This is a genomic window from Ottowia beijingensis (assembly GCF_013423955.1).
Lineage (GTDB): Bacteria > Pseudomonadota > Gammaproteobacteria > Burkholderiales > Burkholderiaceae_C > Ottowia > Ottowia beijingensis.
This window is the reverse complement of the sequence record NZ_JACCKX010000001.1, coordinates 1,579,770-1,603,304: the sequence shown is the minus strand read 5'-3', so window position 1 is coordinate 1,603,304 and position 23,535 is coordinate 1,579,770. Positions and strand designations below refer to the sequence as shown.

Sequence of the window (23,535 nt, the reverse complement as noted above, 5' to 3'; positions counted from 1 at the left end):
TGATGCAGAAGCGTAGTGTTCAACGAGGCCGCCCCCGGGCACAACCAGATATGAAGCCGAGCCAGCCCTGGCTTTCGGCAAGGCTGTGCGCGCCTTTCGTATGGATCAGGGTGTTGCTCAAGAGGAACTGGCCGCGCAGGCCGGAATCGAGCGTTCGCACATGAGCAAGATCGAGCGAGGGAAGCATTTGCCCTCGCTGACCGTCATACTGAAGGTTGCCGTTGCGCTCAAAATGAGCGGCACCGAGTTGATGGCTGCGATGGAACGCAATCTTCATGCTGATGCCGAGGCAGGCTGAAGCCGCACCGGAAATAGACTATCCGTTTGACCTGCCCCCATTGACCGTACCAACGGATTGGAGAAGTCCGGGGTGAAGGTTAATCGAAGTTTTGTTTCTGCTCACTGTCAGCAGCACCGCCCGCGCGCTGGCGGTGCTGCTGTGCGAATCGTGCCGGAGGGATGCGCCCCAAACTGCTGTGCGGCCTGACCTCGTTGTAATCCCGCCGCCAATGCGCAATGCACTCCCGGGCCTGTGACAACGATTCAAACCACTGCTCGTTGAGGCATTCATCTCTGAACTTGCCGTTGAAGCTCTCGATATAGCCGTTCTGCATGGGCTTGCCCGGCTCAATCAGGATGTGCCGAATCCCATTCTTGTGCGTCCAGGCCAGGAACGCCCGACTGGTGAACTCCGGGCCATTGTCCGTTCGCACGGCTGCCGGATAGCCACGGAACCTGGCCACTTGGTCGAGCACGCGCGTGACGTACTGGCCCGAGATGCCGTAGTCCACCGTGATGTCCACGGACTCCTTGCTGAAGTCATCCACCACCGTCAGACACTTGATGCGCCGTCCACTGGACAGGCTGTCCGAGACGAAATCCATGCTCAGCACCTCGTTGATATCCCTGGCTGCGCATTCCACTGATGGCGGACAGTGATTCCATTCCCATCGCGGACAGCGTTCCAGGCGATGGCGGACACGTTGCGCGGGTGTCCTGAGTGACGCTCAAATCGTAGCCGAAGTGTCCGCCATCAGCGTGGAATGGCGGTCGGCGCGGCCGGCTCAGACGGCCTTGGTGAGCTTGCGCATCGACTCGCCCTTGAGGGCTATCTTGTGCGAGCCGTGCACGATGCGGTCCAGGATGGCGTCGGCCAGCGTGGGCTCGTCCAGCCAGGCGTGCCAGGCCGTCACCGGCAACTGGCTGGTGATGAGCGTCGAGCGCGTGCCCACCCGGTCGTCCAGCAATTCCAGCAGGTCGTTTCGCTCGTGCGCGGCAATCGGCGCGATGCCGAAGTCGTCCAGGATGAGCAGGTCCAGCCGCGCCAGTTGCGCCAGCCGTTTGCCCAGGCTGCCATCGCCGTGGGCCACGTGCAGCTCCTGCAGCAGCCGTGGCGCGCGGGTGTAGAGCACCGAGAAGCCCAGGCGCGCGGCCTGCTGCCCCAGTGCGCAGGCGAGCCACGTCTTGCCGCACCCGGTGGCGCCGGTGAGCAGCACGTTGTGGCCATGGCGCAGCCAGTCCCCGCCGGCCAGGCTGGTGATGACCTCTCGGCTCAGGCCCCGGCTGGCGCGCCAGTCGATGTCCTCCAGGCAGGCACTGGAGACCTTCAGGCGGGCCGCCTTCAACAGGCGCTCCAGGCGCTTGCTGTCACGCCAGTCCACCTCGCGCTGCACCAGCAGCGCCAGGCGTTGTTCAAAGGGCAGCTCGCTGGCCGTGATGTGGGTGGCCGCGTCGCTGAGGGCGGCCACCATGCCGTCCAGGCGCAGGGCGCGCAGTTGGTTCAAGGTCTGTTCGTTGAGCATGGTTCTTCCTTGTTAGGTTTGCTTGCACGTTGGAGTTCAGTGGTAGTAGCCCGGCCCGCGCACGTTCTCGTGCAGCGGCAGGCTCGCCTGTGCGGCCATCGGCGCATCCAGCGGCCGCTGGTCCAGGCCGCAGCCCAGGATGGAGGCGATGCTCTTGTAGGACGGTGAGCGAATCGACTGCGCCCGCGCACAGGCGGCCTCCAGCCGGTCAGCCCCGTACTCACGGCCCAGGCGCATGAGGCCCAGACAGGAGCGGTAACCCTGCTCGGGATGCTGGCGGTGCTCCATCTGCCAGCGCACCACGGCGGCGGTGGCCGCGCCCACGCGCTCACCCCAGGCGATGAGCTTGGCCGGCGTCCACTGCAGGTGCGCCCGGTGCGAGGCCGGCATGTGCTCGGGCGTGGTGGTGTGTGCACCCCGTCGGGGATTGAGGGCGTGGGCGGCCACGCGTTTGCTGCCGTGCAGGACTTCGAGCGTGCCGGCCGTGATGCGCAACTCCACCGGCTCACCCACCAGGGCGTGGGGCACCGAGTAGTAGTGGCCATCGAGCTCAACGTGGTAATCGATGTTGACGCGGGCGGGTTTGAAGCGCGCGATGGGCATGCGCACCGGCGGCAGGGGGCGCAGGGCTGGCCGGTCGAGTTCGGCGAAGGCGCTGGTGCGGTTGCCCGGCAGCTTCTTGAACGCGCGCTGGTTCAAGTCCACCAGCAAGGCGGCAATCGCCCGGTTGAGCTCGGCCAGGCTGAAGAAGGTCTGGTGGCGCAGCCTGGCCAGAATCCAGCGCTCGACCACCTGCACAGCGACCTCCACCTTGGGTTTGTCGCGTGGCTTGGCCGGGCGCGCGGGCATCACGGCCAGGCTGTAGTGCGCACAGAGCTCTTCGAGCAGGCGGTGCGCGGTGGGCTCGTAACGGTCGGGTCGGGCCATGAGGGCGCGCGGCTGGTCAGGCACCAGCAGGCGGGGCACGCCGCCGATGAACTCCAGCGCGCTAATGATGCTGGCCACCCAGTCGGTGGCCTTCTGGCTGGCGGTGGCGCAGGCGTAGGTGTAGTTCGATGCGCCCAGCACGGCCACGAAGACCTGGGCCTGGCGTATCTCGCCAGTGTCGGCATCCACCACGGGAACGGTCTGGCCGGCGTAGTCCACAAAGAGCTTGTCACCGCCCGTGTGGGTCTGGCGCATGGAGCGCTGCAGGCGCCGGGCCCAGGCCTTGTACTTCTCGCAGAAGGCGCTGTACTTGTACGCCTGCCCGCTGTGCTGTTGCTGGTATTCCTCCCAAAGCAACTGCAGCGTCACGCCAGGTCGGCGCAGTTCGCGGTGGATGTGGGCGTGGTCGGGTTCAAGGTGCCGGGACTCGCGCGCCACGGGTGGCTTGTAGAGCCGGGCCTGGAGTTCGTCGTCGTTCAGGCTCTGGGCCAGTGCCCAGTCCACGCCGGCCACGCGCGCGTAGCTGGCTATCTCGCTGACAGTGGATTTGGAGATGCCGAGGGCGGCACCGATTTGACGGGTGCTCAAGGCCCCGCGGTGCAGCAGTTGCAGTGTGTGTCGTAGTTTGCTCATGGTGACCCTGGGTGTGGGCATCGCTGGTTCCGGTCAAAAAACCGGGCAGCGTATGCCGCGTTCGGGTCACTCAGAACACCCCGCAGGTGTCCGCCATCAGTTTGGAATGCTGTCCGCCTTCAGCGTGGAACACTGTCCGCCATCACGCTGGAACACTGTCCGCCATCAGCATGGAATCGTGTCCGCCATCGCGTGGAATACGCACCATGCACGATGTGGTCGGCGCCCGGGTTCTGAAACCACAAGACACCACAGCGTTCGCCAGCCGGCGCAGCCTGGACGACCGCCCGTCTATCGAGTCATTTTTTCGGCGACTGGCCGACGGTGGATTCCACCGGCTGTCGCCAACCACGGGTGGCTCACCCAAAGATGTCCGGCGCGCCGACCCGGATGCGGCAGCCAAAGCAACTCAGTTCCAACTCGAATACGCCGCTGAGTTGCTCGACACCATCATCGCCAACTACAACGCGACACCCCACAGCGGCCTGGGCACCGCAGTCCACTCGACCAGCTGGAATGGTTGACCGCAAAGGAGCGACACCCCTGCGCCTGGCCGACCCCGGTGCAGTCCGCAGAATGGTGGGCGTTCGCAAGTTGTGCACCCTGCTCGGCGGTGTTGCGACCGGACGGCGCCCCCATTTCAACTTTGCCAACGCCCGGTATTCGGCCGAATGGCTGTGCCTGCGCACCGACCTCATCGGCAAGAACCTCTGGCTCCACATTGAGGATGAAGACGACGCCCGCTACGCCAGCGTCTCAACCGCCCACGGCCTGTACCTGGGCACCGTGCGTGCGGCCCCACCGTGGCATCAATCGCCTCACACGCTGTACATCCGCCAAGCGATACGTGCACTGCACAAGCGGCGCTTGCTGCACCTGTCTACCCACTGCGACGCCATCGAAGAACTGGTGTGGGTCCGATCGTTGCTGGCGACAAGGTGACGATCGCGATCGAGCAGGTGGGTGAGATGACGTTGTCGGTTGTCGAGGCGGACGAGGTCGCGCCGCGTCCGTACTGAGAAGCAGCAAGGAGACAAATGTGAACAAGATGTCCTCCCCTCTCAAGATCATGCTCGGCGTGGTGGCACTGGTCGCCATGGGTGTGGCTGGTGCGCAGGCGGTTCCCTACCCGAGCAAGCCCGTGCGCGTCATCGTGCCTTTCGCCGGAGGCGGCATTGACGTGCTGGTACGGGCGCTCGGTAACGAGCTCTCCCAGAAATGGGGGCAACCCTTTGTCGTCGAGAACAAGCCGGGCGCCTCGACCTTCATCGGCGCAGAGCTCGCTGCCCGCTCGCCGGCGGACGGATATACGTTGCTGGCAACGACAGATCCGACATTCACGTCGAACCGGCACCTGTTCAAGGCGCTTCCCTATGACCCGGATGGCGGATTTGAACCAGTGATCCAGATGGTCAAGGGCGACAACCTCGTCTTCGCGCATCCGAACGTACCCTTCACGGATCTCCAGGAGATGGTGGCTGCGGCGAAGAAGGGGCGGCAGCATTTCTCCTTCGGCTCATACGGGAACGGCACGCAGCCACAGTTGGTGTTTGGCTACCTCAACAAGCGTGAAGGTGTTGACCTGTTGCATGTGCCCTACAAGGGTATCGCTCCGGTCATGATGGGTGTGGCCTCTCGGGAGGTCGACTTGAGTGTCGCGAGTCCAGGCGTTGCCGGTGAGATGATCAAAAGTGGTCGCGTGCGTCCGCTGGCGGTGGCCGGGGACAAACGACTGCCTCAGTTCCCGAACGTAAAGACGACGGCGGAGCAAGGCTTCCCGTACCTGAAGTCGTTCATCTGGTACGGCTTGTTCGCGCCAAAGGGGACGCCACCGGAGATTGTCAACAAGCTGAACGCTGAAATCGCGTCGATCTTACGCAGTTCGGCCTTTGCCGAGCAGCAGGTGAATTCCAAGGGTATGACTGTGATGGCGGGGTCTCCGCGGGAATTCGCCGCGGTGATCAAGCAGGACACGGCCTTCGTCGGCGAAATGGTTAAGGCGGCCAACGTCAAACCTGAATAGGTGCTTGAAGCCTTGTTACTTCTCTTGCGCCAGTAGCAAATAGGGATTGTTTGGCGGCGTCTCGGCAAACAGCAACCGGGCATTGCCCAGCAGGTAACCGTGGAGGCCGCGAGACTTCCTGGGACCAGTGACCTCGCAGCTCCAGATGTTCAGGCCGTTGGGATGCTTGCGGTGGTATTGCAGCCGTTCGAAGCGCTTTTGCACCCACTGCCAATCCTGCTGGCTTTCCTGTTTCGCCAGCGTGCCCACTTGCGGGTGCTCCTGCGCATATCGCTGGAAGACGCCGGGGCTGACGAGGTAGGCGGTGTCGCCCACGGTGTGTACGAGCGCCTTGGCGTCGTTGATGATGAGCCGCCGCGAAGCGACACCTTGTTGCAGCCATGCCATGAAGTGCTCACCGGATGGCTGCGCGGCAGTGGACGCGGGCGCTGGTGACGGAAGCAGGGGTTCGCCAGGGGCGGCGCAGGCGTTTCGGGGCCTACGGCAGGCGCTTCGACCGAGACGGCTTCTGCATCCTGCCGGGCGGCGGGCAAATCACCCATTCCCACCATCGCCAGCATGTCTTCCATGACGTCGGGCACGGCTTGGGCGGCAGGCGGATGAGCCACGGCAGCGGCGCCGCTGGCTTCCTCCCAGGGAGCGGGCTGCTGATCTTCGGCGGGCGGCACCGCCGCGATCGCTGGTGCTGGCACTGAAGCATCGGCATCTTTGTCTGCTGGTGTCGTGTCGATCGCCACCGTCCCGGCGAACGGCGTCGGCCGCTCGCCAGGCTCCCAAATCAGCGCAGGTGCCAGCCGCAACAGGGTGAACGAGTGGGACCAGCCGGTCGAACTGGTCACGGTCGCGCGCCAGATCGCCTTGCCATCGGACGTCGGCTGCAACATGCCGTGGTCCTGGAGCACGTTGAACACCGCGGTGTTGTTCGCGGGGATGCCATCGACCCCCTGGGACAGCAGGTGCGCGCGCAGCTTGTCCGATACCGTCTTGCTCACCAGCCACAGCGCGTCCTCGGTGAGCCAGCCATCGGAGGCTTCGGGCTGGTTCAGTTTCAGCTCTTCCTTGAGCAGGTAGCGCAGCCCGTTGACCAGCTTGCGTTGGAGCGAGTGCTTGGGCGCGGCCATGGCGCGCGCGGGGTCGCCGCCCAGCTCCTGGGCGACGGAGGCGCGGTCGGCCTGCACGACCAGCTCGCCCAGCACCCCGGCGTGCTCGTACTGCCCGGCCAGGACGTAGAGCAGCGGCGCCCACAGGGACGGATAGCCGCTGAGCCAGTCCAGCAGATCGCGGTCGAGCAGTTGCCGGTAGAGCAAGCCTGTCGCGGCGCTATGGAGCCGGTACTCGCGGTCGGGGTTGTAGCGGAAGCGGTACGGCTGACGCAGCGGCCCGTGCCACGGGTGCCAGGTGCTGCCGTCGGCCAGTTCGACGTGCAGATCGACCGCCACCTTGCCGATGTCATGGAGCAGCGCGGCATAGGCGACGGCCGCAGTCCAGGCTTCGGCCTGCGCCGCCTGGTCTTCGGGGCTGGCGCCGATGGGCAGCAGATGGGACTGCCGCAGTTTCAGGCTGTAGGCGACGATTTCGAGGCCATGGTCGAGCATGCCGCCCGGGTAGGCGTGGTGGTGCGCTTCGGAGGCCGGGAAAGCCTGGACCAGCTCGGCGTAGCGCTCCAGCGGGGCGCGGTAGAGGGTGGCGAACTGCCGGCGCGAGAGCGACGTGCGCTGCCAGATGTGTTCCAGCAGCTTCTGCCGGCGCGGGGTGGCCAGCAGCGATGCGGCCGACTCCGGTCGCACCCACCCTTTCGGGAGGTCGGTGTCGGGTACTGGCGACGGCGCGGCAGCGACCGGGGGTCGTTTTCGCTGGAACAGGGAGAGCATGTCGGTGTCCTGATGGCGGGCCGGGCGGGAGGCCTTTTGGCCTTTTCGAGGTAGGGCCTTTCCCCTTGCACCCCATTCCCTTGCCGTTTCGACCCTTTGGCCTTTAACCGTTTCGGTATAGCGGGGCCTGGGCTACGGCTCCAGCGTCAATGTGGAACCCGCACGAATGGATTGGACGGCGACCTGGCGCTGGCCCGGGCCCATGCTCCCAAGACGCTGCCCCGCCAGGTAGGCTTCCAATAAGGCGACAAAGTTGACAAGAGAGACAAAGGCGACTAGAGTGAATCCTGTCTCAAACCTACCTGGGAAATGACCATGCCCACTGCCATCGAATTCATTGCCGATCGTCTGCCGCGCGTCACGGTGGAGGATGTGCGCCGATTCGCGGATACCGTCGAAATCCGGGATGCCCCGGCGTTCGCGGCCGAGTTGCAGGCGTTCATCCACGAGCGCGTGGAGGCGGTGAAGCTGCCCGCCAACCTGGAAGGTGAAACGGTGGCGCAGGCCTTGCAGCGCAAGGCGGCCGCGCTGCGCGCCGACACGCGCTGGGCACCGACTGAAACCGACGTCCAGAGAGGCCGCGCCGTGCTGCTGGAAGCCTTCAACCAGCCGGACAACCTGCCGCCTGCCGAGTTCGCCAAGCTGGCGGACAAGTCGCGGCAGCAAATCTACAAGGACATCCTGGCCCGTCGTCTGCTGGCGCTGAACGTGGGGCCGCGCGGCCAGAAGCTGCCCGACTGGCAGCTCGACCCGGTGAAGCAGCAGTTGACCCAAGCCGTGCTTCAGGAGGTCGAGGGCATCGACCACTGGACGATCTACCGCGCGCTGTCCGAACCACTCGAAGGCTTGGGCGGTCGCTCGCCGGTGGATGCGGTGACGCATGGCACGATCGATGACGTGGCCGAGGCCGTGTTCAACGTGCTGGGCGTCCAGGTGCATTGAAGCGAGATCGCCATGAGCCACGAGCTGCCTTCGTTCCTGATCGATGCCGGTGAACTGCTCCAGCATGTGAGCCGCGTCGTCTATCGGGGCAGTCCGCTGTACTTTGGCCGCAGCAGCACGAATCGCTACGATGACCCGGCGGGGGCCTATGGCGTGCTCTACCTGGGGCGCGACCTGCCCACGGCGCTGATGGAGTCGGTGTTTCACAAGCACCAGTGGCTTGAAGACACGAAGCGCTCCATCGCCCTGAAGGAAGTCCAGGTCCGGATGGTGCGCGCAGTAGGCGTGCTGGACGATGTGCTCCTGGCCGACCTCACGGCGCCGGGCGTCATGGCGGGCTACTTCGGTCTGAACCTGGAGCAGTTGGCCAGCCGCGACTACACGCACACGCAGCAGGTGTCCGCCCAGGTGCATGCGATGCGCGGAAACGACGGCCAGCCCCTGTTCGACGGGGTGCTCTACCCGTCGCGCAACAACTATCCCGCCAAGAGCATTGCCCTGTTCGAGCGTGCGGGAGCCAAGGTCAGCGTTGTCGAGGACATCGAGCTGGTTGACCATGTGGACTGGCCGCAGTTCGTTGCCACCTACCGCATCGGCGTGGAACCCGATCCCGGCCCGGTGGAGCCGGAGGACGAAGCGTCCTGAAGCAGCAAGAAAGCGCATTGAAGCCTCAAACCGAATGAATTGGAGCAAACTGGAATAGGCATTCCTCAACAGCAGGAGACGACCATGAACACGACGACCCGCACCAGCACCGCAGAACGCCTCGGCCGCGCCTTTGGCCGTGGATGGCGTGCCTATGCGCGCGGCGAACGGCGGGCGTCGAACTGGCTGGCCTCCAAGGGAGTGCCGCTGGCCGGTGCCGCTGCGCTGCTGTGGGCGATCAAGTTGGTCGTGCTCGGTGTGCTGCTGTACAGCACGGCTTGGCTGGCGCTGCTGCTGGTGTTTGCGATGGTGGCCGCCTGGGTGGCGCGCAATGCTGGGCTGGACGAAGACTTGCCCGAGCCAGAATGGCGCAATGGACCTGCAGGATTCGGCCTGTACACCTACGACGGTTTTCGCATTGATCCGCACGTCGAGGACGCCTAGCTGCGCCTACTTCTTCGACACGGCATTGATCGCGATGCCGCCACCCCTCCCGCCAGCAGCCTTGGCATCTCCCGTCGCGCCGGCGAGGCCTTGCAGGACGTTGCCGGCGCGGATACCTGCCCAAGCCAGCGCCATGATCCAGAACGTGGGTAGCACGATGAACATCGTCCCCATGACGAAGTTCAGCAGCATGTCGCCAAAGGCATTGTTCAGCCCCACCAGTGGATCGAAATTGCTGTGCGGCCGGTTCCAGCCCCAGCCCCATCCATAGAGCGCATCGAGGATGGTGCTGTCGATCCAGCGGGCCAACTGGAACCAGAAATCCACGAAGAACAGCGCGAACTGCACGACGCTCACGGTGACGACCGTCTTCAGGTCATAGGTGCCTACGACTAGCCCGGATATTTCACCGTAGTAGAGCCACAAACGAGTACGGCATTGCCCTTGTGTGCCCGAAAATCCAGGTGTCGAATCTTGATCAACGAGCGGGCAATGCCGAAGCCAAACTGTACCGAAGAAATTGACGTTGGGAGCATGGACTTTGGCCGGTTGGGCCGGCGCGTGGTGCAGGGGTGTTTTGACGGCGGCAGCATGACCAGCGATGGTGGCGTGATGCTGCTTGGCCAGGTCGATCGCAAGCTGGGCTTGATGGATGCGGCGGCGCGCTGCATCGCCGATCCGCGCAATCCGCTACTGATCACGCACGACGTGCGCGACATGTTGCGCCAGCGGGTGTACGGCCTGGCGCTGGGCTGGGAAGACCTCAACGACCACGGTGCTCTGCGCTGTGACGTGGCTGTGCAGACGGCTGTTGGCGTGGACCACGAGATTGCCAGCGCGCCCACGCTTTGCCGACTGGAGAAATGGGCCGACCGTGCCACGGCGTGGCGGCTGCACGAGGTGTTGGTCAATCAGTTCATCGCCAGCTTCGAGAGCGCGCCCGAAGAGTTGGTGCTGGACTTTGATGCCACCGACAACCCGTTGCACGGCCAGCAGGAGGCACGCTTCTTCCATGGTTACTACGACAGCTACTGCTACCTGCCCCTGTACGTGTTCTGCGGCCAGCAACTGCTGTGCGCCTACTTGAGGCCCAGCAACATCGATGCGGCGCAGCACGCTGGGGCCATCCTCAAGCTGCTGGTGCGCAGACTGCGCCAGAGTTGGCCGCAGGTGCGCATCGTGTTTCGGGCCGACTCCGGGTTCTGCCGCCAACGCATCCTGAACTGGTGCGAGCGCGCCGGCGTGCACTACATCGTGGGTCTGGCGCGCAATGCACGGCTGCAGGCGCGCGTGGCGTTTGCCGAACTCTCAATGAAAGACGAATACGAGCGCAGCGGGGCCAAACAGCGCATGGTCGATGAATTCGACTACGCCGCACAGAGCTGGCCGCACGAGCGGCGCGTGATCACGCGGCTTGAATGGGGCGCGCAAGGCTGCAACCCGCGCTTCATCGTGACAAACCTTGCCGGTGATCCCCAGGCGCTGTACGACGGCGTGTACTGCCAGCGCGGCGAGGCGGAGAACCGGATCAAGGAAGCGCAGGTAGGGCTGTTCGCCACGCGCACGAGCTGCCATGTGCTGCGCTCCAACCAACTGCGCATGCTGCTGGCCGCGCTGGGCTACGTGCTGGTAGAGAGGCTGCGCGCGTTGGCGTTGCAGGGCACAGAGCTGGCCACGGCGCAGATCGACACGCTGCGCATCAAGCTGCTCAAGGTGGCGGCAGTGGTGACGCGCAACACGCGGCGCATCCGCCTGTACCTGGCCTCCAACTGGCCCAGTGCGCAGACCTTCGCGCACGCCATGAGCCAGCTGCGCTCACCCTGAACACACCAGCAGCGCCTGGCCGGCGCGATGACACAAAAACGGCCCGCAACCCAAGCCGGGGTGGGGGTCAGTGCGACGGCATTGCGCATGCCGACCATCACACCCATGGCTGCGGCCAACATCGTGGCCTTGCTCGCTCAAATCCGCGCCGCGATGCCCCGCTGCGCACGCCGTTGGCTACATGCGTGAAATATCCGGGCTAGCACCAATGGGATGCAGATCACGAGCGCCATCTTGAGGAGCGCAAGCACCATCGGCAGCGCTTGGCGCACCACGTCCATTGCCGGGAACGCCGCGATACCCCCGACGGCCATCCCCACGTCGCCGGCAGCGCGCGTGATGATGTTCGGCAAGGTCTTGTCGATCTGGCCGCCGTAGTCCGTATAGACGCTGCCCTGGTTCAGCTTCTGCTGCCGCGGTGACGCGATCGCGCGGATCACCGAATCGTCCACTTGGGCACGGCTCAAAAACCCGCCCAGCCCGCCAGCCGCGTGAGCAGGCTCGGGTCCACCTGGCCCAGCAACCGCGCCCGCAGGCCGTTGCTGCCATCGGCCCACCATTGCCTGCAGGTCGGATAGCCGCCGCCACTGGCGACCTGCGCCAGCCCGGCGTCGCGGGTACTGTCGTAGGGCCAGTTGTCGCGCGGTGTGGCGGACCGATAGCTGTCGTAGTAGCCAGCGGTGTCCGTGAAGAAGCGCGAGCCGATCCAGGTGACATCGTGCATCTGCGCCTCATCGAGATCCGGGCGCTGCATGAAAAGTTTGGCGCGCGCCGGCCCGTAGCAGTTGTGCGTGAAATCCGCCACCTCCTGAGCCAGTACCGGATCGTCGATGCGCGTGGCATCGATCTCCATCCTCATCTGCCGAAGGTCTGTTCCGCACGGGATGGCCGCCACCGAGGCGCCCGTGACGGCACGTGATAGCGCGTGCATGAAACCCCACCAGACCGGCACCTTGGCGCTCTGGTTGTTGAGCGTGCTGAAAGACTGCGACCAGCCTGTATCCGTGGGTTGAGGCACGCTGACCTGGCACTGGGCGGAGCGCGAGCTGTCGTACTGGATGGTGTTGAGGTCCACGTCGATGAACGGGATGCCGGCGAACATCACGACGACGATGGCGACGAACACCCGGTTCTCGATGCGCGCAGCCGAGAGCACGCCCTTGTTGCCTTCGTCGGCGCCTTCCGCACGGGCCTTCAGCCACTCCTGCACGATGATCGCCACGAAGGGCAGCGCGGACACCCCGCTGGACACCAGCACCGCCCAGATGCCGTTGTTGATGATCCAGGACACGAGGGTCAGGTAGTACTCCAGGTAGTCGGTCGTGAAAAGAGTCATGGCCTGAATCTCCCCTCAGCCCCGCATCAACAGGCTGGCTTCCAGCGCCACGATGGCAACGACGCCAGCGATCTCGCTGCGCATCAGGCGCCGCCGCGCCTGCTCGTCGTCTTCGCGCGCCAGCAGCCGGCGGCGCATCCACACCCATCCATAGGCCGTTGCCCCATACAGGCACAGCCGCCACACCAGGAAGTAGCCTGAAGCTGCCGCCAGCCACTGCTCCCAGCCGGCAACGCTGCCCAGCAGGTAGATGCCCACGATGTTTGCGCCCACGGCAGCGGCGACGAGCGCCACCGCCCACAGCAGCGCCTTTGCCGCGCGCCGGCTGAACAGCCAGCGCGGGTGCAGCCAGGTCGTGTTCATGGCCTGCCCCGGGATTGCCCTTCTGCAACCGATCGAGGCGGTCGGGCACCGGATCGCCTTCGTAGATGCCGCGCGAGCCAGCCGCCCGCGTGCTGTGGCGCTGGATGATGGCCATGGGCGAGTTGTTCGCCAGTTCGCGGCGCAGTTCCAATTCGGTCTTGAGGTTGCGGATGTCCTGGTCGAGCGTGTCGCTCTCGTGGTTCACGGTCTCGACCGCCAACTGGTTCGCCGCCACGTTGGGCTCCTTCTTGCCGGTCAACAAAGTCCGCTGAAGCAGCAATGCCTTCTCCAACACGGACGACAGCGCAACTTCGGAGGCAAGGCGCCGCGCCAGCAGGTCCTGGTCCGGCTCGTCACGCAGTGCCTCGATGACGCCGCGCGTGATCGGCAGCGAGGTGCTGCCGGCAGCGCGCAGGTTCTCGAACGTCGTGTTGCGCGCCCCCGAGACCAGTTCCTGCAAGGCTTCCAGCTTCGCCTCGTATTCCTCTTGGATCAGCGGCGTCAGCCCAACGCCGGGTACGGTCTCGGTCTTGGTGCAGGAATCGCACGTGCGCTGCACCTGTTCCCCGAGGACCCGCGTGGCCCATTCGGTTGCTTGCTGTGGCGAGGTCCAGGTCTGGCAGGACAGGCTGGCGCAACTGACGGGCGCAATGGAGGACGTGTCGGTCACGCCGCGGCCATTGACCAGGTTGTAGCCCGCCCGGGTGACGTCGCCGACCACGCGGATGGCGGTCTGGCCTGCGCCGCCGGCATTGTTGCCGCCTACCCAGGGCACGCCGTCGTTGCCCCGGCGCGTCTCGGCCTGCTCGACGGCCGACACGGCGTCGTTGCTCCCCATCGCGTCACGCAGCGCCATGCCTTCCGCCATCTGGCTCCAGCCAAGCTGGCCCCCGCCGTCTCGGCCATCTTTTCCGCCATCGCGCGGCACGTCAGCTTGGAACGGTCGAAATCCAGCCGCGCCTGCAGCACGCCGTTGGTGAGCAGGTTGTACAGGCCAGGATCAGCGCGCTGGATGATCAGCGCAGGCAGGGACGCCACGGCACTCGTGGCGCTCTGGATCACGTTGCTCATGATCTGCTGAAAGCCGTTCGTGATGCCGTTGAGCTGGTTGCGCAGCGTGGTCTGGATGCTCATGTCACCGCAAATGAGGTTGCTGTTCCAGCCCACGCCGACCCCGATCGAGCGCATGCCGGCCGCACGGCCCATGGACACCGCGCTGCCGCCACCGATGGAGTACATGACCTCATCGCCGATCACCGGGCCGCTGGTCTGGAATCCCGTCTGTGCCCACGCCAGGCCGCAGCCCAGCGCGAGCGCGCCGGCCAGGATCGCCGGACGCAGAAGGCGACCCGTCTTGGTGGAGAGGTTCGTCAGTTCAGGACGCTTCATCGCCGTACCCTCAATAGAAATCGACGCTGCCGAGGAACACCTGGCCCCTGCGTTCGCAGCACGCATAGGGCCGCCACAGCGCCCAGGCGTAGTCGCCCTGTTGGGCCTGGGTCAGGAAGCCGCTGCGAGGGAAAACCGTGCAGGACGAGGACAGGACGGGCGTGAGTTCCTGCCACTTGCCGGTCGAGGCGTCGCCCTCCATCAGCGCGCCGGCAGGCCAGTAGCCGTCGCGGGAGCTGGCGAGCAGCGGCTGATAGACGTGGATCTGCCCGCGGCGCGTGACGACATCGCCAGCGCGTTGTGCGACTACTGCGCCAGCCTTAAGGTCGTCGCTCTGGTGCAAGAAACCGCCGCGGGGATACACGTTGCCCCAGAGGTTCATCGTGGCGCGCGCACCGACCTCGCGCCGGCCCGGAATCAGCGCTTCCGGATAGGCCATCTCGGGCACGTTGTAGCGCCAGGCCAGCGTGTCCAAGGTGCTGAGCAAGTACGGCATGAATGCCGTGCCCGCGCCCTCGCAGAAATAGCCCGAGGACGAGATGAATTGGTTGAAAACCTCGACGCCAGGGTGGCCGATCACGTCGGCGTTCTTGAACTTCGCGAGGTTGTTTTCGTGATCCTCGTTCGTGGTTCCATCGCCGCCTGCCTGGGCGGACGGGTTGGGCGTGCTCATTGCCCGGACTTCGACCCAGGGGTTCTCGCCGGTGTTGCTGTAGCTGGAGACGACTGCATCGGGAACGTAGTGGCGAACCTTGGTGGACGTGCGCACCGTGCAGCCCGTCCAGGTGCAGTAGAGCCAGTAGCAGATGCCGACGACGCGGTATTCGAGGCAATCGGGCGAAGCCACCGAGCCGACGATGGTGGCGGTGTTGAGGGCGTAGCTGCCGGTGGCACTGAGCAGCAGCACGGACGCCACGCTAGCGTGCAGGCGGCGCATCAGGTCGAATGCTCGGGTCACGGCTGGGTCCTCCGGTGCTGCTCGATGCGCGCAATGGCGCGAGCCACGTCCGGCTCGCCATAGGCCACGTAACGCTGGTCCACCACGACTGCTGGGAGGCTGGTGACGCCCAGGCTCCATGCGTCGGTGACGCCCTGATATGCGGAGGCGATGCGGCGCTGGAGGTCGGCGCCGCCGCTTGAGAGCCGGCGCTTGACGATGGCCGTCGCTTGTTCGGGATCGGTGGGCAGTTCCGCTGAAAGCTCCGCTTCAATCCTGTGAGCTTCGTCCAGCTCGATCAGCCGCTCGCCGCCCATGGTCTTGACCGGGTGGCGGCTGTCGGTGACGACCACCACGTCGGCGGCGAAGGTGGCCGGGCTGAAAACGGCCAGGGCTGCCGGCAGCGCCACGGCCAGGCCGAGGGTTCGCCAGCCCGGCGCGAACCTGGAAATAGATGCTGGCATGTCGCGTGCCCTTGAAGTTGATCAGAGCAGTAGTCAATCGCGAAGCCGACGCGGCCCCAACAAACAATGCGCATCGCGCACTGCCCGCATACCTGCTTGTCTCGCGCCCATGAAAAAGCGGAGGCCGAAGCCTCCGCGTGGATTAGCAAGCCGATGCCATCGCTACAGCAGGCCGGATTCCGCGAACGAGTACGGCGTGCCCTGGCCGACGATGAGGTGATCCAGCACCCTCACATCGATCAGCGCCAGCGCGGTCTTCAGCGTCTGGGTCATCGCGCGGTCCGCGCTTGACGGCTCCGTGCAGCCCGAAGGGTGCTGGTGCGAAAAAATGACCGCAGCGGCGTTAAGTTCCAGGGCGCGCTGCACGATTGGGCGCGCATGCACCGTGGTCGAATGGACCGTGCCCTTGAACATCGGCTCGTAGGCCAGCACCTCGTGCATGCTGTTGAGAAAAACGATGGCGAAGATTTCGTTGGGCTCGGCGGCCAGTTTCAGGCGCAGGTAGTCCTTGACGGCCGCAGGCCTCTCCAGGGATGGCCCCTTCTTGAAGACCCGCTGCTCCAGCAACGCGATGGCTTGCCGGATGATCCAGTCATCGGATTGGGACGCGGGGAAAAACGTGGCTCCACGCAGGAGTCGTTGGCGACGAGAGACATGGCGGACCTCCAGAAAGTGAGCGGAGGGCGCCCCCTGGGAGGGCAAGCCCTCCTGGGGATGGAAACAGCGGAACAAGGTGCATCCATCACCGCGCGGCGGTGATTGTTCGCGGCCAGGATGCGAAAGCGAACGGGTAGCGGTCAGCGCGGCAAGCCGTGCCGTAGCCTCCAAGACCGAGGGCTACCTGGGCATGTCGCCGACAACGTCGGCAGGCATTTCGGATGTGGCGGTGGCGGGTGAAGCCGCCGCGTCGCTGGCCATGTCCCCAGCCGCCAGCATGTCCATGGCCGACAGCAAGGCATCGCCCTCGATAGGCCCCTGCAGCAGGATGGCCTGGCCCGTCTGGCGATCGAGCAGCCGCAGCGACGGTGTGGCGGTCACGCCGCTCTTGGTGGCTTCTGAGGACTGGACGCGAATGGCGGCGCCGGGACGTTCGCTTGCCATGCACTGCTCGATGGCTGGCGTGGATTCGGGGTACTGAAGCCCGTCGGGCAATCCTTGGCCGTCGCTGCGCGTATGGGCATAGACCCATTCGACGGCTTGCCAGAACGCAGCATGCCCGCCAGCTTCAGCGGCGCACTCGGCCAGACGTGCCTCGGCCGACGCGGCCGGCTCGTGCGCAGCCAGCGGCTGGTGGTGCCATTGCAGTGCGACGTCGGTGTTGTTGCCGACCCAGCGCTTGAGCTGCGGGAAGTACTCCCGGCAGAACGGGCACTCCAGGTCGGCATAGAGCGTCAGCGTGAAGCGGCCCTCCGGGTTGCCCATCTGCCAGGGCGGCCCGGAAGGCTGCGTCATGCTGGCCGACGCGGGCGGCTGCGGCGGGGATTCGCCGGGCGACCGGAACACCAGCCAGATCAGCAGCAGCGCGACCAGCGCAGCAGCCAAGACCCAGGGCCAGCGAGGCCGCCGAGTGCGGCCGCGGAACGCCTGGACCTGCATCGGGATGGAAGGACGTTTCGGTTCCATGGCGTTCTCCGGCTTACGACAGTTCCAGGGCCGGCGACTCGATGCCGCGCGCCTGGTCGATCTTCTCGGCCACCTTGAAAGCCGCTTCCAGTTCGGTGCAGCCGTACTGCTGCATGAGTTGGTAGCGCTCGGCCTTCTCCTCTGGTTCTGTCTGCGCGAGCGCGAGGTACAGGCTCGGTGGCACGGCGCGGAACAGCACTTCCATGCTCTTGGAGAGGATGACGCCTTCGGTGAATTTCCCCGCCTCTTTGCGGGCCGAAAGCATCAGCGCCTTCTGCGCGGGCGAGAGTTCGCGGAACCGCGCGATCTTCTCGACTTCATCGGGCGGCATGCTGAGACAGATCCACCACTCGATCATGTTGAGCATGGGCTCTGCAGCGCGTGGCAAGTCGTCGATATTCTGCGTTGCGAGCCAGAACCAGGCCCCCAACTTTCTCCACATTTTTGTAATTTTCACGACATAGGGCGCGAGCAGCGGGTTCTTCGTGATGATGTGCCCTTCGTCGGTGACGTTGATGATCGGGCGTCCCAGGTACTGATCGCGCTCGGCGATGTTGTTCACCGTGCTGATCAGGCTGATGTAGGCGATGGAGAGCTGGGCGTTGTAGCCCTCGCGGGCGTAGGTTGCGAGGTCCACCAGGGTGATGTCCGCCTCGGGCCACGGCGTGCCGTCACGGTCGAACATCTCGCCGTCCGTGCCTTGGCAGAACATGTCCATCGCGTCCGCCATCTCCAGCAGCCGCACACGCCGCATCTCGGGCAGCGTCGGGTCCTGGCCGCGGGTGCGCAGCGCGTTGCGCACATCGCGCGTGAGCACCGTGCGTTTCTCGGCCACGCAGTGCTCGGCGGCGTCGAGGATGCACTGGCGGACCAGCGAGCGGTCGGCCCGCGTCATCCGAGCTTCTTCCTTGTCCTCGCCGCCGGTGATCATCAGCCGCGCCGTGATCTCCAATTCGCCCAGCACGTCGCGCTGCTCGTCCGCCTCCATGGCCGAGGCATCCGGGGAAGGTCCTCGTCCAGCGCGTCGGCATCGAGCGTCTGCACGTCGCTCGGCGTTTCGATCAGCCGGCGCGCATCGGCGAACGGTGCCAGGCTGATGCCCGAGCCAGGGGCCAGTTTGACCCGGTTCACGGTCAGGCCCAGCCGCTTGGCGAAATCGCTGAACAGGCCGAAACTGTTGCCGGCCTCCACGATGAACAGCCGCGGCCGATAGATGGCCGTGACCTGATTCAAGAGGTTGTTGAGCGTCGCGGACTTTCCCGAGCCCGTAGGGCCGAACAGAAACAGGTGGGCATTCATCTGCCGATCCAACCTGTTCAAGGGGTCAAACGTAATCGGGCCGCCACCGCGATTGAACATCGTGATGCCGGGGTGCCCCGTGCCTTGGGCGCGGCCCCACACCGGCGACACGTTCGCGATGTGCTGCGCGAACATCAGTTGGGTGTACCACCTACGCCGGTCCTGACCGGGGTTGTAGCAGCACGGCAGCCAGCGCAGGTAGCTGTTGAGCGGTGCCACCTCGTCGTCCTCGCGCACCGGCTGCAAGCCGGCGTTGAGCATGACGTTCGCCAGGTCCAGGCCGCGCCGGTCCAGCTCCGCTTCGTCGCGCCCGCGCAGGTAGAACGCCAGCGTCCCCGGTAGAGCTTGTGTGCGCTGCCGATCAGGAGCGGGCTTCCTGCACGTCCTTGAGCGTCTGCTCTGACGCCAGCGTCTCGCCCACGGCCTTCTTCGCCAGGTGGTTCAAGTCCGCTTCCAGGACATCCTGCGGCGTGGCGACCATCGTGAGACAAAGCAAGGTGTCTTCCGGCATCTGGTCGAACAGCGTGTTGATGGCATCCCCTTTGCGGGTCTCGCCGGTCAGGTGTCCGGTGCCGGGCGGCATGCGCAGCCGGTCGGTGATCAGCACGCGGTGCGGCATGCCATCGAAGTACCAGGTGCCACGCTCCACGTCGGAGCGTGGCTGGCCGAAGAACAACCGCTGGCTGAAATCCCGACCGCTCGCCAGTTCGATCTCGCCGTCCTCGGTCTCGTCGGGGTAGCGCGCCAGCGCGTAGAAGCGCTCCCGGTCCTCTGCACTCGGCCCGAGCATCGCGGGGCGCGGATTGAACCAGCGCAGCAGCCAGTCGTGGACGTCGGCTGCGACCATGCGCCGTGCCTGGATGCCTGCGTTCGCCAGCCCGCCGCACAGGCGGTCGCAGACGATGTTCAGCATCTGCTCGGGCGTCTGGCCGCGGCGGCTTGCCTGCCCGGTGGCACGGCGATAGATCACCATGCGCACCCGCCGCGTCTGGCCGCGCCAGCGCAGCCGCGTGACCACCGTGTCCTCGAACAGGCCGCCCGGCTTGGCGACCGCGCGCAGGTGGTGGCTGAAGAATCGAAGGTAGAACTCCGTGAATGCGGTGCCGCGGGCGCGCGGCTGCACGTAGTTGCGCAGGTTCTCCATGTACTGGTCGAAGCTGGGTTCGTCCTGGGCGTAGAGCTGGAGCACCCAGGGTTCTCGTCCAGTTCATCGAAACTGTCTTGCAGCGCGTTTTCGAGCGCATCGCGGGCATGTGCCAGCCAGCCGGGTTCCCGCCCCTCGGTGCCTAGCGGCACCAACTCGTAGAAGGCCGCCACGGATTGCCCGTCTTCGAGCAGCATGGACTTCGACTGCGGCAAGAACTCCACCCAAGGCAGCAGTTCCGCGAACGACGGCGCGACGTCGTACAGCGCCTGCTCGTCGGCTACCGTCGCCGGCCTGCGGTCCTGGACCGCTGCGCCGGGTTCAGGGACGCCGGCCTGGCGCAAGGCCTCGACGTGGCGCTGACAGCCGTCCGGCTTCTCTTCGTCGCCGGTGCCGGATGCGGCCAGCTTCGGCCAGGGAAGTTTCCAGCGCATCAATAGTCCTCCAGCCGTTCACCGGGCATGGCGTACTGCACGCGCTGGTACAGCGGGAAGACCGTCGTGTAGCCCGGAACCGGCACGGGGTCCGTGCCCGCCAGGTGCGGGTACACGTACATGACGAGATCGGGGTTGGGCAGGCGCTGGAACTGGCGATAGACCTCGTTGCGCGCGGTGCGCGTGTAGCGCATCTGCTCGGCCGGTGCGGCCTGCACATCGGCGTCGGTCAGCGGCCGGCGCAGGCGCTGGCGCGCGTCGAGCAACTGCCGGCGGGCGACCTGGCCGGTGCCACTGCCGCCGCCGCCCGTTTCCTGCTGCCAGATGTCCATCATGGTGCGGTCGCTATGGGTCAGCAGCTCTTCCTTGCTGGTGGCGCAGCCGCCGAGCACGGCGACGGCCGCTGCCAGCGCGAGGCCTTTAATCGAGTTCGAGCGCATGGCTTTCTCCTGCACGGTGATCGACGCGCCGGCCTTCGGGGTCGTGATCGATGGCGAGCGGCTTTTCGAGGTGGACGGCGACCTTGGCGCCGGGCTGCACATAGACGGCGGCGAAGGCCTGGCCGTAGAGCTTGTTGACCCAGGCCGACATGTCCCGCACGCCGCCCGCGAGGATCTGGCCGACCGCTTCCTGGCCGCTGATCCCCACGGTGCCGATGGCGCCGTCCGAGCCGACGTAGGACATGCGGCCGCTGTCGCTCTCGATGAGCGAGGCGACGCCGGCACCGGCCGCCGTGATCAGGGCCTGCGAGCCGAGGTATTGCTGGGCGTTGCTGCGCCGCTCGCCGCTGACGCAGGGGATGCCGTGCGGATCGATGATCCAGCCCAGGCCGTCGCGTTGCTGGTTGTTCTGCTGGTTGCCTTCACGGTCTTCGGGGATGGTGCGGATCGTGCCGTCGTTGAAGACGAAGGTGATGCTGCGCACTTGGCCGCGCACGCACGAGAGCGTCCAGTCACCCGATGCGGTTCCGCTGAACACCGCACCGGCCACGTCGGGAATATCAATCCCGTTGGCCGTGAGGTTGTCCGGCCCGACCAACACTTTGAAGGGGTACGGATCGTTCACCGTCCCGTCGATCGGCACACGACCGATCAGCGCCGTCATCGCGACCGACCCCATCAGCGTCGAGTTGGTCGGCACGGTATAGACCGGCTTGGCCCTCTTGACGCCTGCCGCACGTGCGCCGGCGTTCGCCACGGTTTCCGCGGTGGTTTCCAGCGTGCTTTGCGCGGGGCCGAAGCTCGTCGGGAAGCTCATGCCGTTGCCCGTGCCACGACTGCCATTGCGGCCCTCGGCCTTCTTCGCGTCGTCCGGTTCGACCCATCGCATGCCGCCTTCCATGCCGGCCTCGTCGCCATCACGCAGCCCCAGGCCCACCGGCAGATCAGCATGGCCGCCGCCGCGCCCGCCGATGCTGTCCAGGCGCCGCTGCAGGTCGGCGAGCAGCCCCTCGGTCTGCTGGCGCGCGCTGGCCGCCTGTTCCTGGTCGCGGCGCAGGTTGGAGCGCTCGGATTCGAGGGCCGAATTGATGCGCTGGTCGATGGAGTTTTCGCGCTGGCGCAGCCGCTGGTTTTCCTCGCGCTGCGACTTGTTGTCGGTCAGCGCGGTCTGAAGCTCGGTGCGCAACTGCTTCACCTGGGCCACCAGGGTTGCAACGGTGTCGCGCGGGGTATCGCCTTCGATGCCCAACGCCTTCATTTCCTCGGGCGTAAGCTTGGAGCCGGCATCCGCGGCGGGCGGTGCCGACGTGCTTCCGCCGGAGAACAGCCGGATGGCAACGAACAGCACCAGCAAGGCGACCGGGATCATCAGCCACTTGAGCAAGCCGTTACTGCGCATGGCGGGCCTCCTTGCCGTCGTCGGCTTCCGCTTCCGGCTGCGGCAGATGCACGGCCGGGTCGAAGCGGTGGATCGCCGGCAGCAGCGATTGCGCGAGGCCGCGTCCGCGCGTCACCAGGTACAGGACGGTCGTGTCCTCGGGCGTCCCGCGGGGGCCGAGCGCTTCGTGCTGGAAGGTGGCGGTGAGGAAATCGCCTTGCAGCACGCGCGGGTCGAGCGTGACCCAGCCGCTGCTGCTGTTGGTCAGGCGCACGGCGGTGACCCACTGGTCTTCCAGACGCCATGACGCAAGCGCGACCGCGCGCACGGGCAGCGTCGGCATCAGCGTGCCCAGGTCGAGGTCGCGGCGCAGGTTCACCCGCATGACGCCGGGCAGCGGCTCCACGGTGCGCAGGGGCGCGTAGAGGTTCTGCGCGGCGAAGCGCGTCAGGACGACCGAAACCGGCGTCTCGCGCCGCGCTGCCCGCGTACCTGTCTCATCCTGGGCGCGTGCTGGGGCCTCATTGGCACCGCCTGCCTGATCACCATAGCGTGCCGGGGTGCTGCTGCCCTCGACGATGCGCACCGGCTCCAGCTCGGCTTCGCCGTCCTTGGGCGGCTCGGCCGCGATGTCGAGCAGGATCAGCGCGCCCGTGTCGGCGTCCTGCAATTGCAGCCGCGTGGGCTCGATCGGCTCGCTGGCGCGCAGGTACACCGCACCACCCGCGCTCTGCACGCGCAGGCGTTCGCCCACGCCCGCAGGCACGCCCACGCGGACGTTCCGATCGATGAACACGATGCGCTCCTGGCCGACCTTCAGCGGCACCGCCAGCGGCATGCGCTCCCAGCGCAGAATCTCCACAGCATGGGAGACGGGTGCCGCGGCCGCGGCCAGCAGCCCCAGCAGCACGAGTACAGGATGCTTCATGGGGTGTTTCCTCCTTGGGGCGCTTGCGGAGACAGGCCGTCAGGCGCCGGGCGCGTCGGCTCCGGGGCGCTGATGCGCTGGGGCGCACCGTCGTAGCAGTCCAGCGCCAGGCCGAACGGATTGCGGGCGGGATCGACGTCCACCCGCGTGACTTTCACCGGGTAGCGCACGAGCGCGCGCTTGACCTGCTCGGCGCCGTAGTACTCGTCGGCGGTGATGTCGAGCGTCACCACCCAGTCGCGGTCGGAAACCACGCGCACGCGCGCCGTGGGGTCGTCGCCGTAGCCGCGGCCGGGGATTTCATAAATCCCGCGCACGCGCTGGCGCAGTTCGCCCGTGCTGCGGCGGTAGTCGTAGTCCGCGCGCAGGAAGGCTTGGCAGGACGGGGTGAGGTACGGCGAGAGCGTGTGGAGGTTGCGCGCGTAGTCCTCTTCGCCGTTCGTCGGCCAGCGGTTGAGGGTCTGGAACACGTAGAACGTGAACGCATAGACCGATTCGGGCGGCACTTCCCACCACTTCCGGGTACTGCCGGAGCGCAGGTCGGGCGGGACGTGGATGGTCAGGTCGCGCGGCGCGCTCCACCAGCCACCGCCCATGACCAGGGCGACGATGACCAGCGCGCCAGCGCCCAGGCGAAGCGTCTTGATGTGCGCCTGCAGGTGGATGATCTCGTTCTTGAAGCGGCTCAT

Annotated in this window: 17 protein-coding genes and 8 pseudogenes; 8 read left to right on the top strand and 17 right to left on the bottom strand. The window is 66.0% G+C overall.

The window, feature by feature from the left end; genetic code table 11:
- Nucleotides 1–2: 2 nt before the first annotated feature.
- Nucleotides 3–298 (top strand): annotated as a pseudogene (locus H0I39_RS08120) (helix-turn-helix domain-containing protein).
- Nucleotides 299–377: 79 nt separating this feature from the next.
- On the opposite strand, the pseudogene H0I39_RS08115 reads toward H0I39_RS08120, so the two are convergent.
- The 3 genes and pseudogenes from H0I39_RS08115 to istA all read right to left on the bottom strand — a co-directional run.
- Nucleotides 378–899 (bottom strand): annotated as a pseudogene (locus tag H0I39_RS08115) (integrase core domain-containing protein); the annotation flags it as partial.
- A gap of 165 nt (nucleotides 900–1,064) precedes the next feature.
- Nucleotides 1,065–1,802 (bottom strand): IS21-like element helper ATPase IstB, encoded by a 738-nt coding sequence (gene istB / locus H0I39_RS08110; RefSeq protein WP_011805003.1) that lies wholly within the window; start codon nucleotides 1,800–1,802, stop codon nucleotides 1,065–1,067.
- Between the two features lie 36 nt (nucleotides 1,803–1,838).
- A complete protein-coding gene (gene istA, locus H0I39_RS08105; RefSeq protein WP_086250723.1) occupies nucleotides 1,839–3,383 on the bottom strand; it encodes an IS21 family transposase in 1,545 nt (514 codons plus the stop codon).
- 185 nt (nucleotides 3,384–3,568) lie between these two features.
- Here istA and H0I39_RS08100 point away from each other — a divergent pair, with 185 nt between their 5' ends.
- From H0I39_RS08100 to H0I39_RS08090, 3 genes are all read left to right on the top strand, one after another.
- The gene (locus tag H0I39_RS08100) at nucleotides 3,569–3,886 is read left to right on the top strand and encodes a hypothetical protein (protein WP_180550138.1); all 318 of its coding nucleotides are present in this window, start codon (nucleotides 3,569–3,571) and stop codon (nucleotides 3,884–3,886) included.
- A gap of 70 nt (nucleotides 3,887–3,956) precedes the next feature.
- Nucleotides 3,957–4,304: a hypothetical protein gene (locus H0I39_RS08095; protein ID WP_180550137.1), complete on the top strand. Its 348-nt coding sequence runs from the start codon at nucleotides 3,957–3,959 to the stop codon at nucleotides 4,302–4,304.
- Between the two features lie 106 nt (nucleotides 4,305–4,410).
- Entirely contained in the window at nucleotides 4,411–5,385 is a 975-nt protein-coding gene (locus H0I39_RS08090) for a Bug family tripartite tricarboxylate transporter substrate binding protein (protein ID WP_257646047.1), read from the top strand.
- 15 nt (nucleotides 5,386–5,400) lie between these two features.
- Here H0I39_RS08090 and mobH read toward each other — a convergent pair.
- Nucleotides 5,401–7,256: pseudogene (gene mobH, locus H0I39_RS08085) on the bottom strand (MobH family relaxase).
- A 315-nt stretch (nucleotides 7,257–7,571) separates the two neighbouring features.
- Between mobH and H0I39_RS08080 the strand changes: the two are divergent.
- From H0I39_RS08080 to H0I39_RS08070, 3 genes are all read left to right on the top strand, one after another.
- Nucleotides 7,572–8,198 carry an integrase gene (locus H0I39_RS08080; RefSeq protein ID WP_180550135.1) on the top strand — a complete coding sequence of 209 codons (627 nt, stop codon included), beginning with the start codon at nucleotides 7,572–7,574 and terminating at the stop codon, nucleotides 8,196–8,198.
- 12 nt (nucleotides 8,199–8,210) lie between these two features.
- The gene (locus tag H0I39_RS08075; protein WP_180550134.1) at nucleotides 8,211–8,843 is read left to right on the top strand and encodes an RES family NAD+ phosphorylase; all 633 of its coding nucleotides are present in this window, start codon (nucleotides 8,211–8,213) and stop codon (nucleotides 8,841–8,843) included.
- A gap of 84 nt (nucleotides 8,844–8,927) precedes the next feature.
- Nucleotides 8,928–9,287 carry a DUF3742 family protein gene (locus H0I39_RS08070; protein ID WP_180550133.1) on the top strand — a complete coding sequence of 120 codons (360 nt, stop codon included), beginning with the start codon at nucleotides 8,928–8,930 and terminating at the stop codon, nucleotides 9,285–9,287.
- A gap of 6 nt (nucleotides 9,288–9,293) precedes the next feature.
- Here H0I39_RS08070 and H0I39_RS08065 read toward each other — a convergent pair.
- Nucleotides 9,294–9,683 (bottom strand): annotated as a pseudogene (locus H0I39_RS08065) (conjugal transfer protein TraG N-terminal domain-containing protein); the annotation flags it as partial.
- A 96-nt stretch (nucleotides 9,684–9,779) separates the two neighbouring features.
- On the opposite strand from H0I39_RS08065, the gene H0I39_RS08060 reads away from it, so the two are divergent.
- On the top strand, nucleotides 9,780–11,111 hold the full coding sequence (locus H0I39_RS08060) for an IS1380 family transposase (protein WP_180550132.1): 1,332 nt from the start codon (nucleotides 9,780–9,782) through the stop codon (nucleotides 11,109–11,111).
- 200 nt (nucleotides 11,112–11,311) lie between these two features.
- Here the strand turns inward: H0I39_RS08060 and H0I39_RS08055 are convergent.
- The 12 genes and pseudogenes from H0I39_RS08055 to H0I39_RS08000 all read right to left on the bottom strand — a co-directional run.
- Nucleotides 11,312–12,447 (bottom strand): annotated as a pseudogene (locus H0I39_RS08055) (conjugal transfer protein TraG N-terminal domain-containing protein); the annotation flags it as partial.
- A 15-nt stretch (nucleotides 12,448–12,462) separates the two neighbouring features.
- On the bottom strand, nucleotides 12,463–12,810 hold the full coding sequence (locus H0I39_RS08050) for a hypothetical protein (RefSeq protein WP_180550131.1): 348 nt from the start codon (nucleotides 12,808–12,810) through the stop codon (nucleotides 12,463–12,465).
- Nucleotides 12,811–12,817: 7 nt separating this feature from the next.
- Nucleotides 12,818–14,199 (bottom strand): annotated as a pseudogene (locus H0I39_RS08045) (integrating conjugative element protein); the annotation flags it as partial.
- Nucleotides 14,200–14,209: 10 nt separating this feature from the next.
- Nucleotides 14,210–15,157 carry a TIGR03756 family integrating conjugative element protein gene (locus tag H0I39_RS08040; RefSeq protein ID WP_180550130.1) on the bottom strand — a complete coding sequence of 316 codons (948 nt, stop codon included), beginning with the start codon at nucleotides 15,155–15,157 and terminating at the stop codon, nucleotides 14,210–14,212.
- Complete coding sequence (locus tag H0I39_RS08035; RefSeq protein WP_180550129.1) at nucleotides 15,154–15,600, bottom strand: TIGR03757 family integrating conjugative element protein; 447 nt, start codon at nucleotides 15,598–15,600, stop codon at nucleotides 15,154–15,156. Before H0I39_RS08035 ends, H0I39_RS08040 begins: the two co-directional genes overlap by 4 nt.
- Before the next feature lie 162 nt (nucleotides 15,601–15,762).
- Nucleotides 15,763–16,256 (bottom strand): annotated as a pseudogene (locus H0I39_RS08030) (JAB domain-containing protein).
- 181 nt (nucleotides 16,257–16,437) lie between these two features.
- A complete protein-coding gene (locus tag H0I39_RS08025) occupies nucleotides 16,438–17,223 on the bottom strand; it encodes a DsbA family protein (protein ID WP_180550128.1) in 786 nt (261 codons plus the stop codon).
- 13 nt (nucleotides 17,224–17,236) lie between these two features.
- Nucleotides 17,237–20,100, bottom strand: a pseudogene (locus H0I39_RS08020) (conjugative transfer ATPase).
- Nucleotides 20,100–20,540, bottom strand: coding sequence for a TIGR03751 family conjugal transfer lipoprotein (locus H0I39_RS08015; RefSeq protein ID WP_180550127.1), 441 nt, complete (start codon nucleotides 20,538–20,540; stop codon nucleotides 20,100–20,102). The pseudogene H0I39_RS08020 and the gene H0I39_RS08015 overlap by 1 nt, the downstream one beginning before the upstream one ends.
- A complete protein-coding gene (locus H0I39_RS08010) occupies nucleotides 20,521–21,939 on the bottom strand; it encodes a TIGR03752 family integrating conjugative element protein (RefSeq protein ID WP_180550126.1) in 1,419 nt (472 codons plus the stop codon). Before H0I39_RS08010 ends, H0I39_RS08015 begins: the two co-directional genes overlap by 20 nt.
- Nucleotides 21,929–22,846 carry a TIGR03749 family integrating conjugative element protein gene (locus H0I39_RS08005; RefSeq protein ID WP_180550125.1) on the bottom strand — a complete coding sequence of 306 codons (918 nt, stop codon included), beginning with the start codon at nucleotides 22,844–22,846 and terminating at the stop codon, nucleotides 21,929–21,931. Before H0I39_RS08005 ends, H0I39_RS08010 begins: the two co-directional genes overlap by 11 nt.
- Nucleotides 22,843–23,535, bottom strand: coding sequence for a PFL_4703 family integrating conjugative element protein (locus H0I39_RS08000; protein ID WP_180550124.1), 693 nt, complete (start codon nucleotides 23,533–23,535; stop codon nucleotides 22,843–22,845). Before H0I39_RS08000 ends, H0I39_RS08005 begins: the two co-directional genes overlap by 4 nt.

Bases quoted from the DNA above. Each gene is read 5' to 3' on its own strand.
- H0I39_RS08015 (WP_180550127.1), bottom strand. From the start codon at position 20,540: ATGCGCTCGAACTCGATTAAAGGCCTCGCGCTGGCAGCGGCCGTCGCC.
- H0I39_RS08080 (WP_180550135.1), top strand. From the start codon at position 7,572: ATGCCCACTGCCATCGAATTCATTGCCGATCGTCTGCCGCGCGTCACG.
- H0I39_RS08000 (WP_180550124.1), bottom strand. From the start codon at position 23,535: ATGAGCCGCTTCAAGAACGAGATCATCCACCTGCAGGCGCACATCAAG.
- H0I39_RS08050 (WP_180550131.1), bottom strand. From the start codon at position 12,810: ATGAACACGACCTGGCTGCACCCGCGCTGGCTGTTCAGCCGGCGCGCG.
- H0I39_RS08060 (WP_180550132.1), top strand. From the start codon at position 9,780: ATGCCGAAGCCAAACTGTACCGAAGAAATTGACGTTGGGAGCATGGAC.
- H0I39_RS08005 (WP_180550125.1), bottom strand. From the start codon at position 22,846: ATGAAGCATCCTGTACTCGTGCTGCTGGGGCTGCTGGCCGCGGCCGCG.
- H0I39_RS08010 (WP_180550126.1), bottom strand. From the start codon at position 21,939: ATGCGCAGTAACGGCTTGCTCAAGTGGCTGATGATCCCGGTCGCCTTG.
- H0I39_RS08090 (WP_257646047.1), top strand. From the start codon at position 4,411: ATGTCCTCCCCTCTCAAGATCATGCTCGGCGTGGTGGCACTGGTCGCC.
- H0I39_RS08100 (WP_180550138.1), top strand. From the start codon at position 3,569: ATGCACGATGTGGTCGGCGCCCGGGTTCTGAAACCACAAGACACCACA.
- H0I39_RS08025 (WP_180550128.1), bottom strand. From the start codon at position 17,223: ATGGAACCGAAACGTCCTTCCATCCCGATGCAGGTCCAGGCGTTCCGC.
- istB (WP_011805003.1), bottom strand. From the start codon at position 1,802: ATGCTCAACGAACAGACCTTGAACCAACTGCGCGCCCTGCGCCTGGAC.
- istA (WP_086250723.1), bottom strand. From the start codon at position 3,383: ATGCCCACACCCAGGGTCACCATGAGCAAACTACGACACACACTGCAA.
- H0I39_RS08075 (WP_180550134.1), top strand. From the start codon at position 8,211: ATGAGCCACGAGCTGCCTTCGTTCCTGATCGATGCCGGTGAACTGCTC.
- H0I39_RS08035 (WP_180550129.1), bottom strand. From the start codon at position 15,600: ATGCCAGCATCTATTTCCAGGTTCGCGCCGGGCTGGCGAACCCTCGGC.
- H0I39_RS08070 (WP_180550133.1), top strand. From the start codon at position 8,928: ATGAACACGACGACCCGCACCAGCACCGCAGAACGCCTCGGCCGCGCC.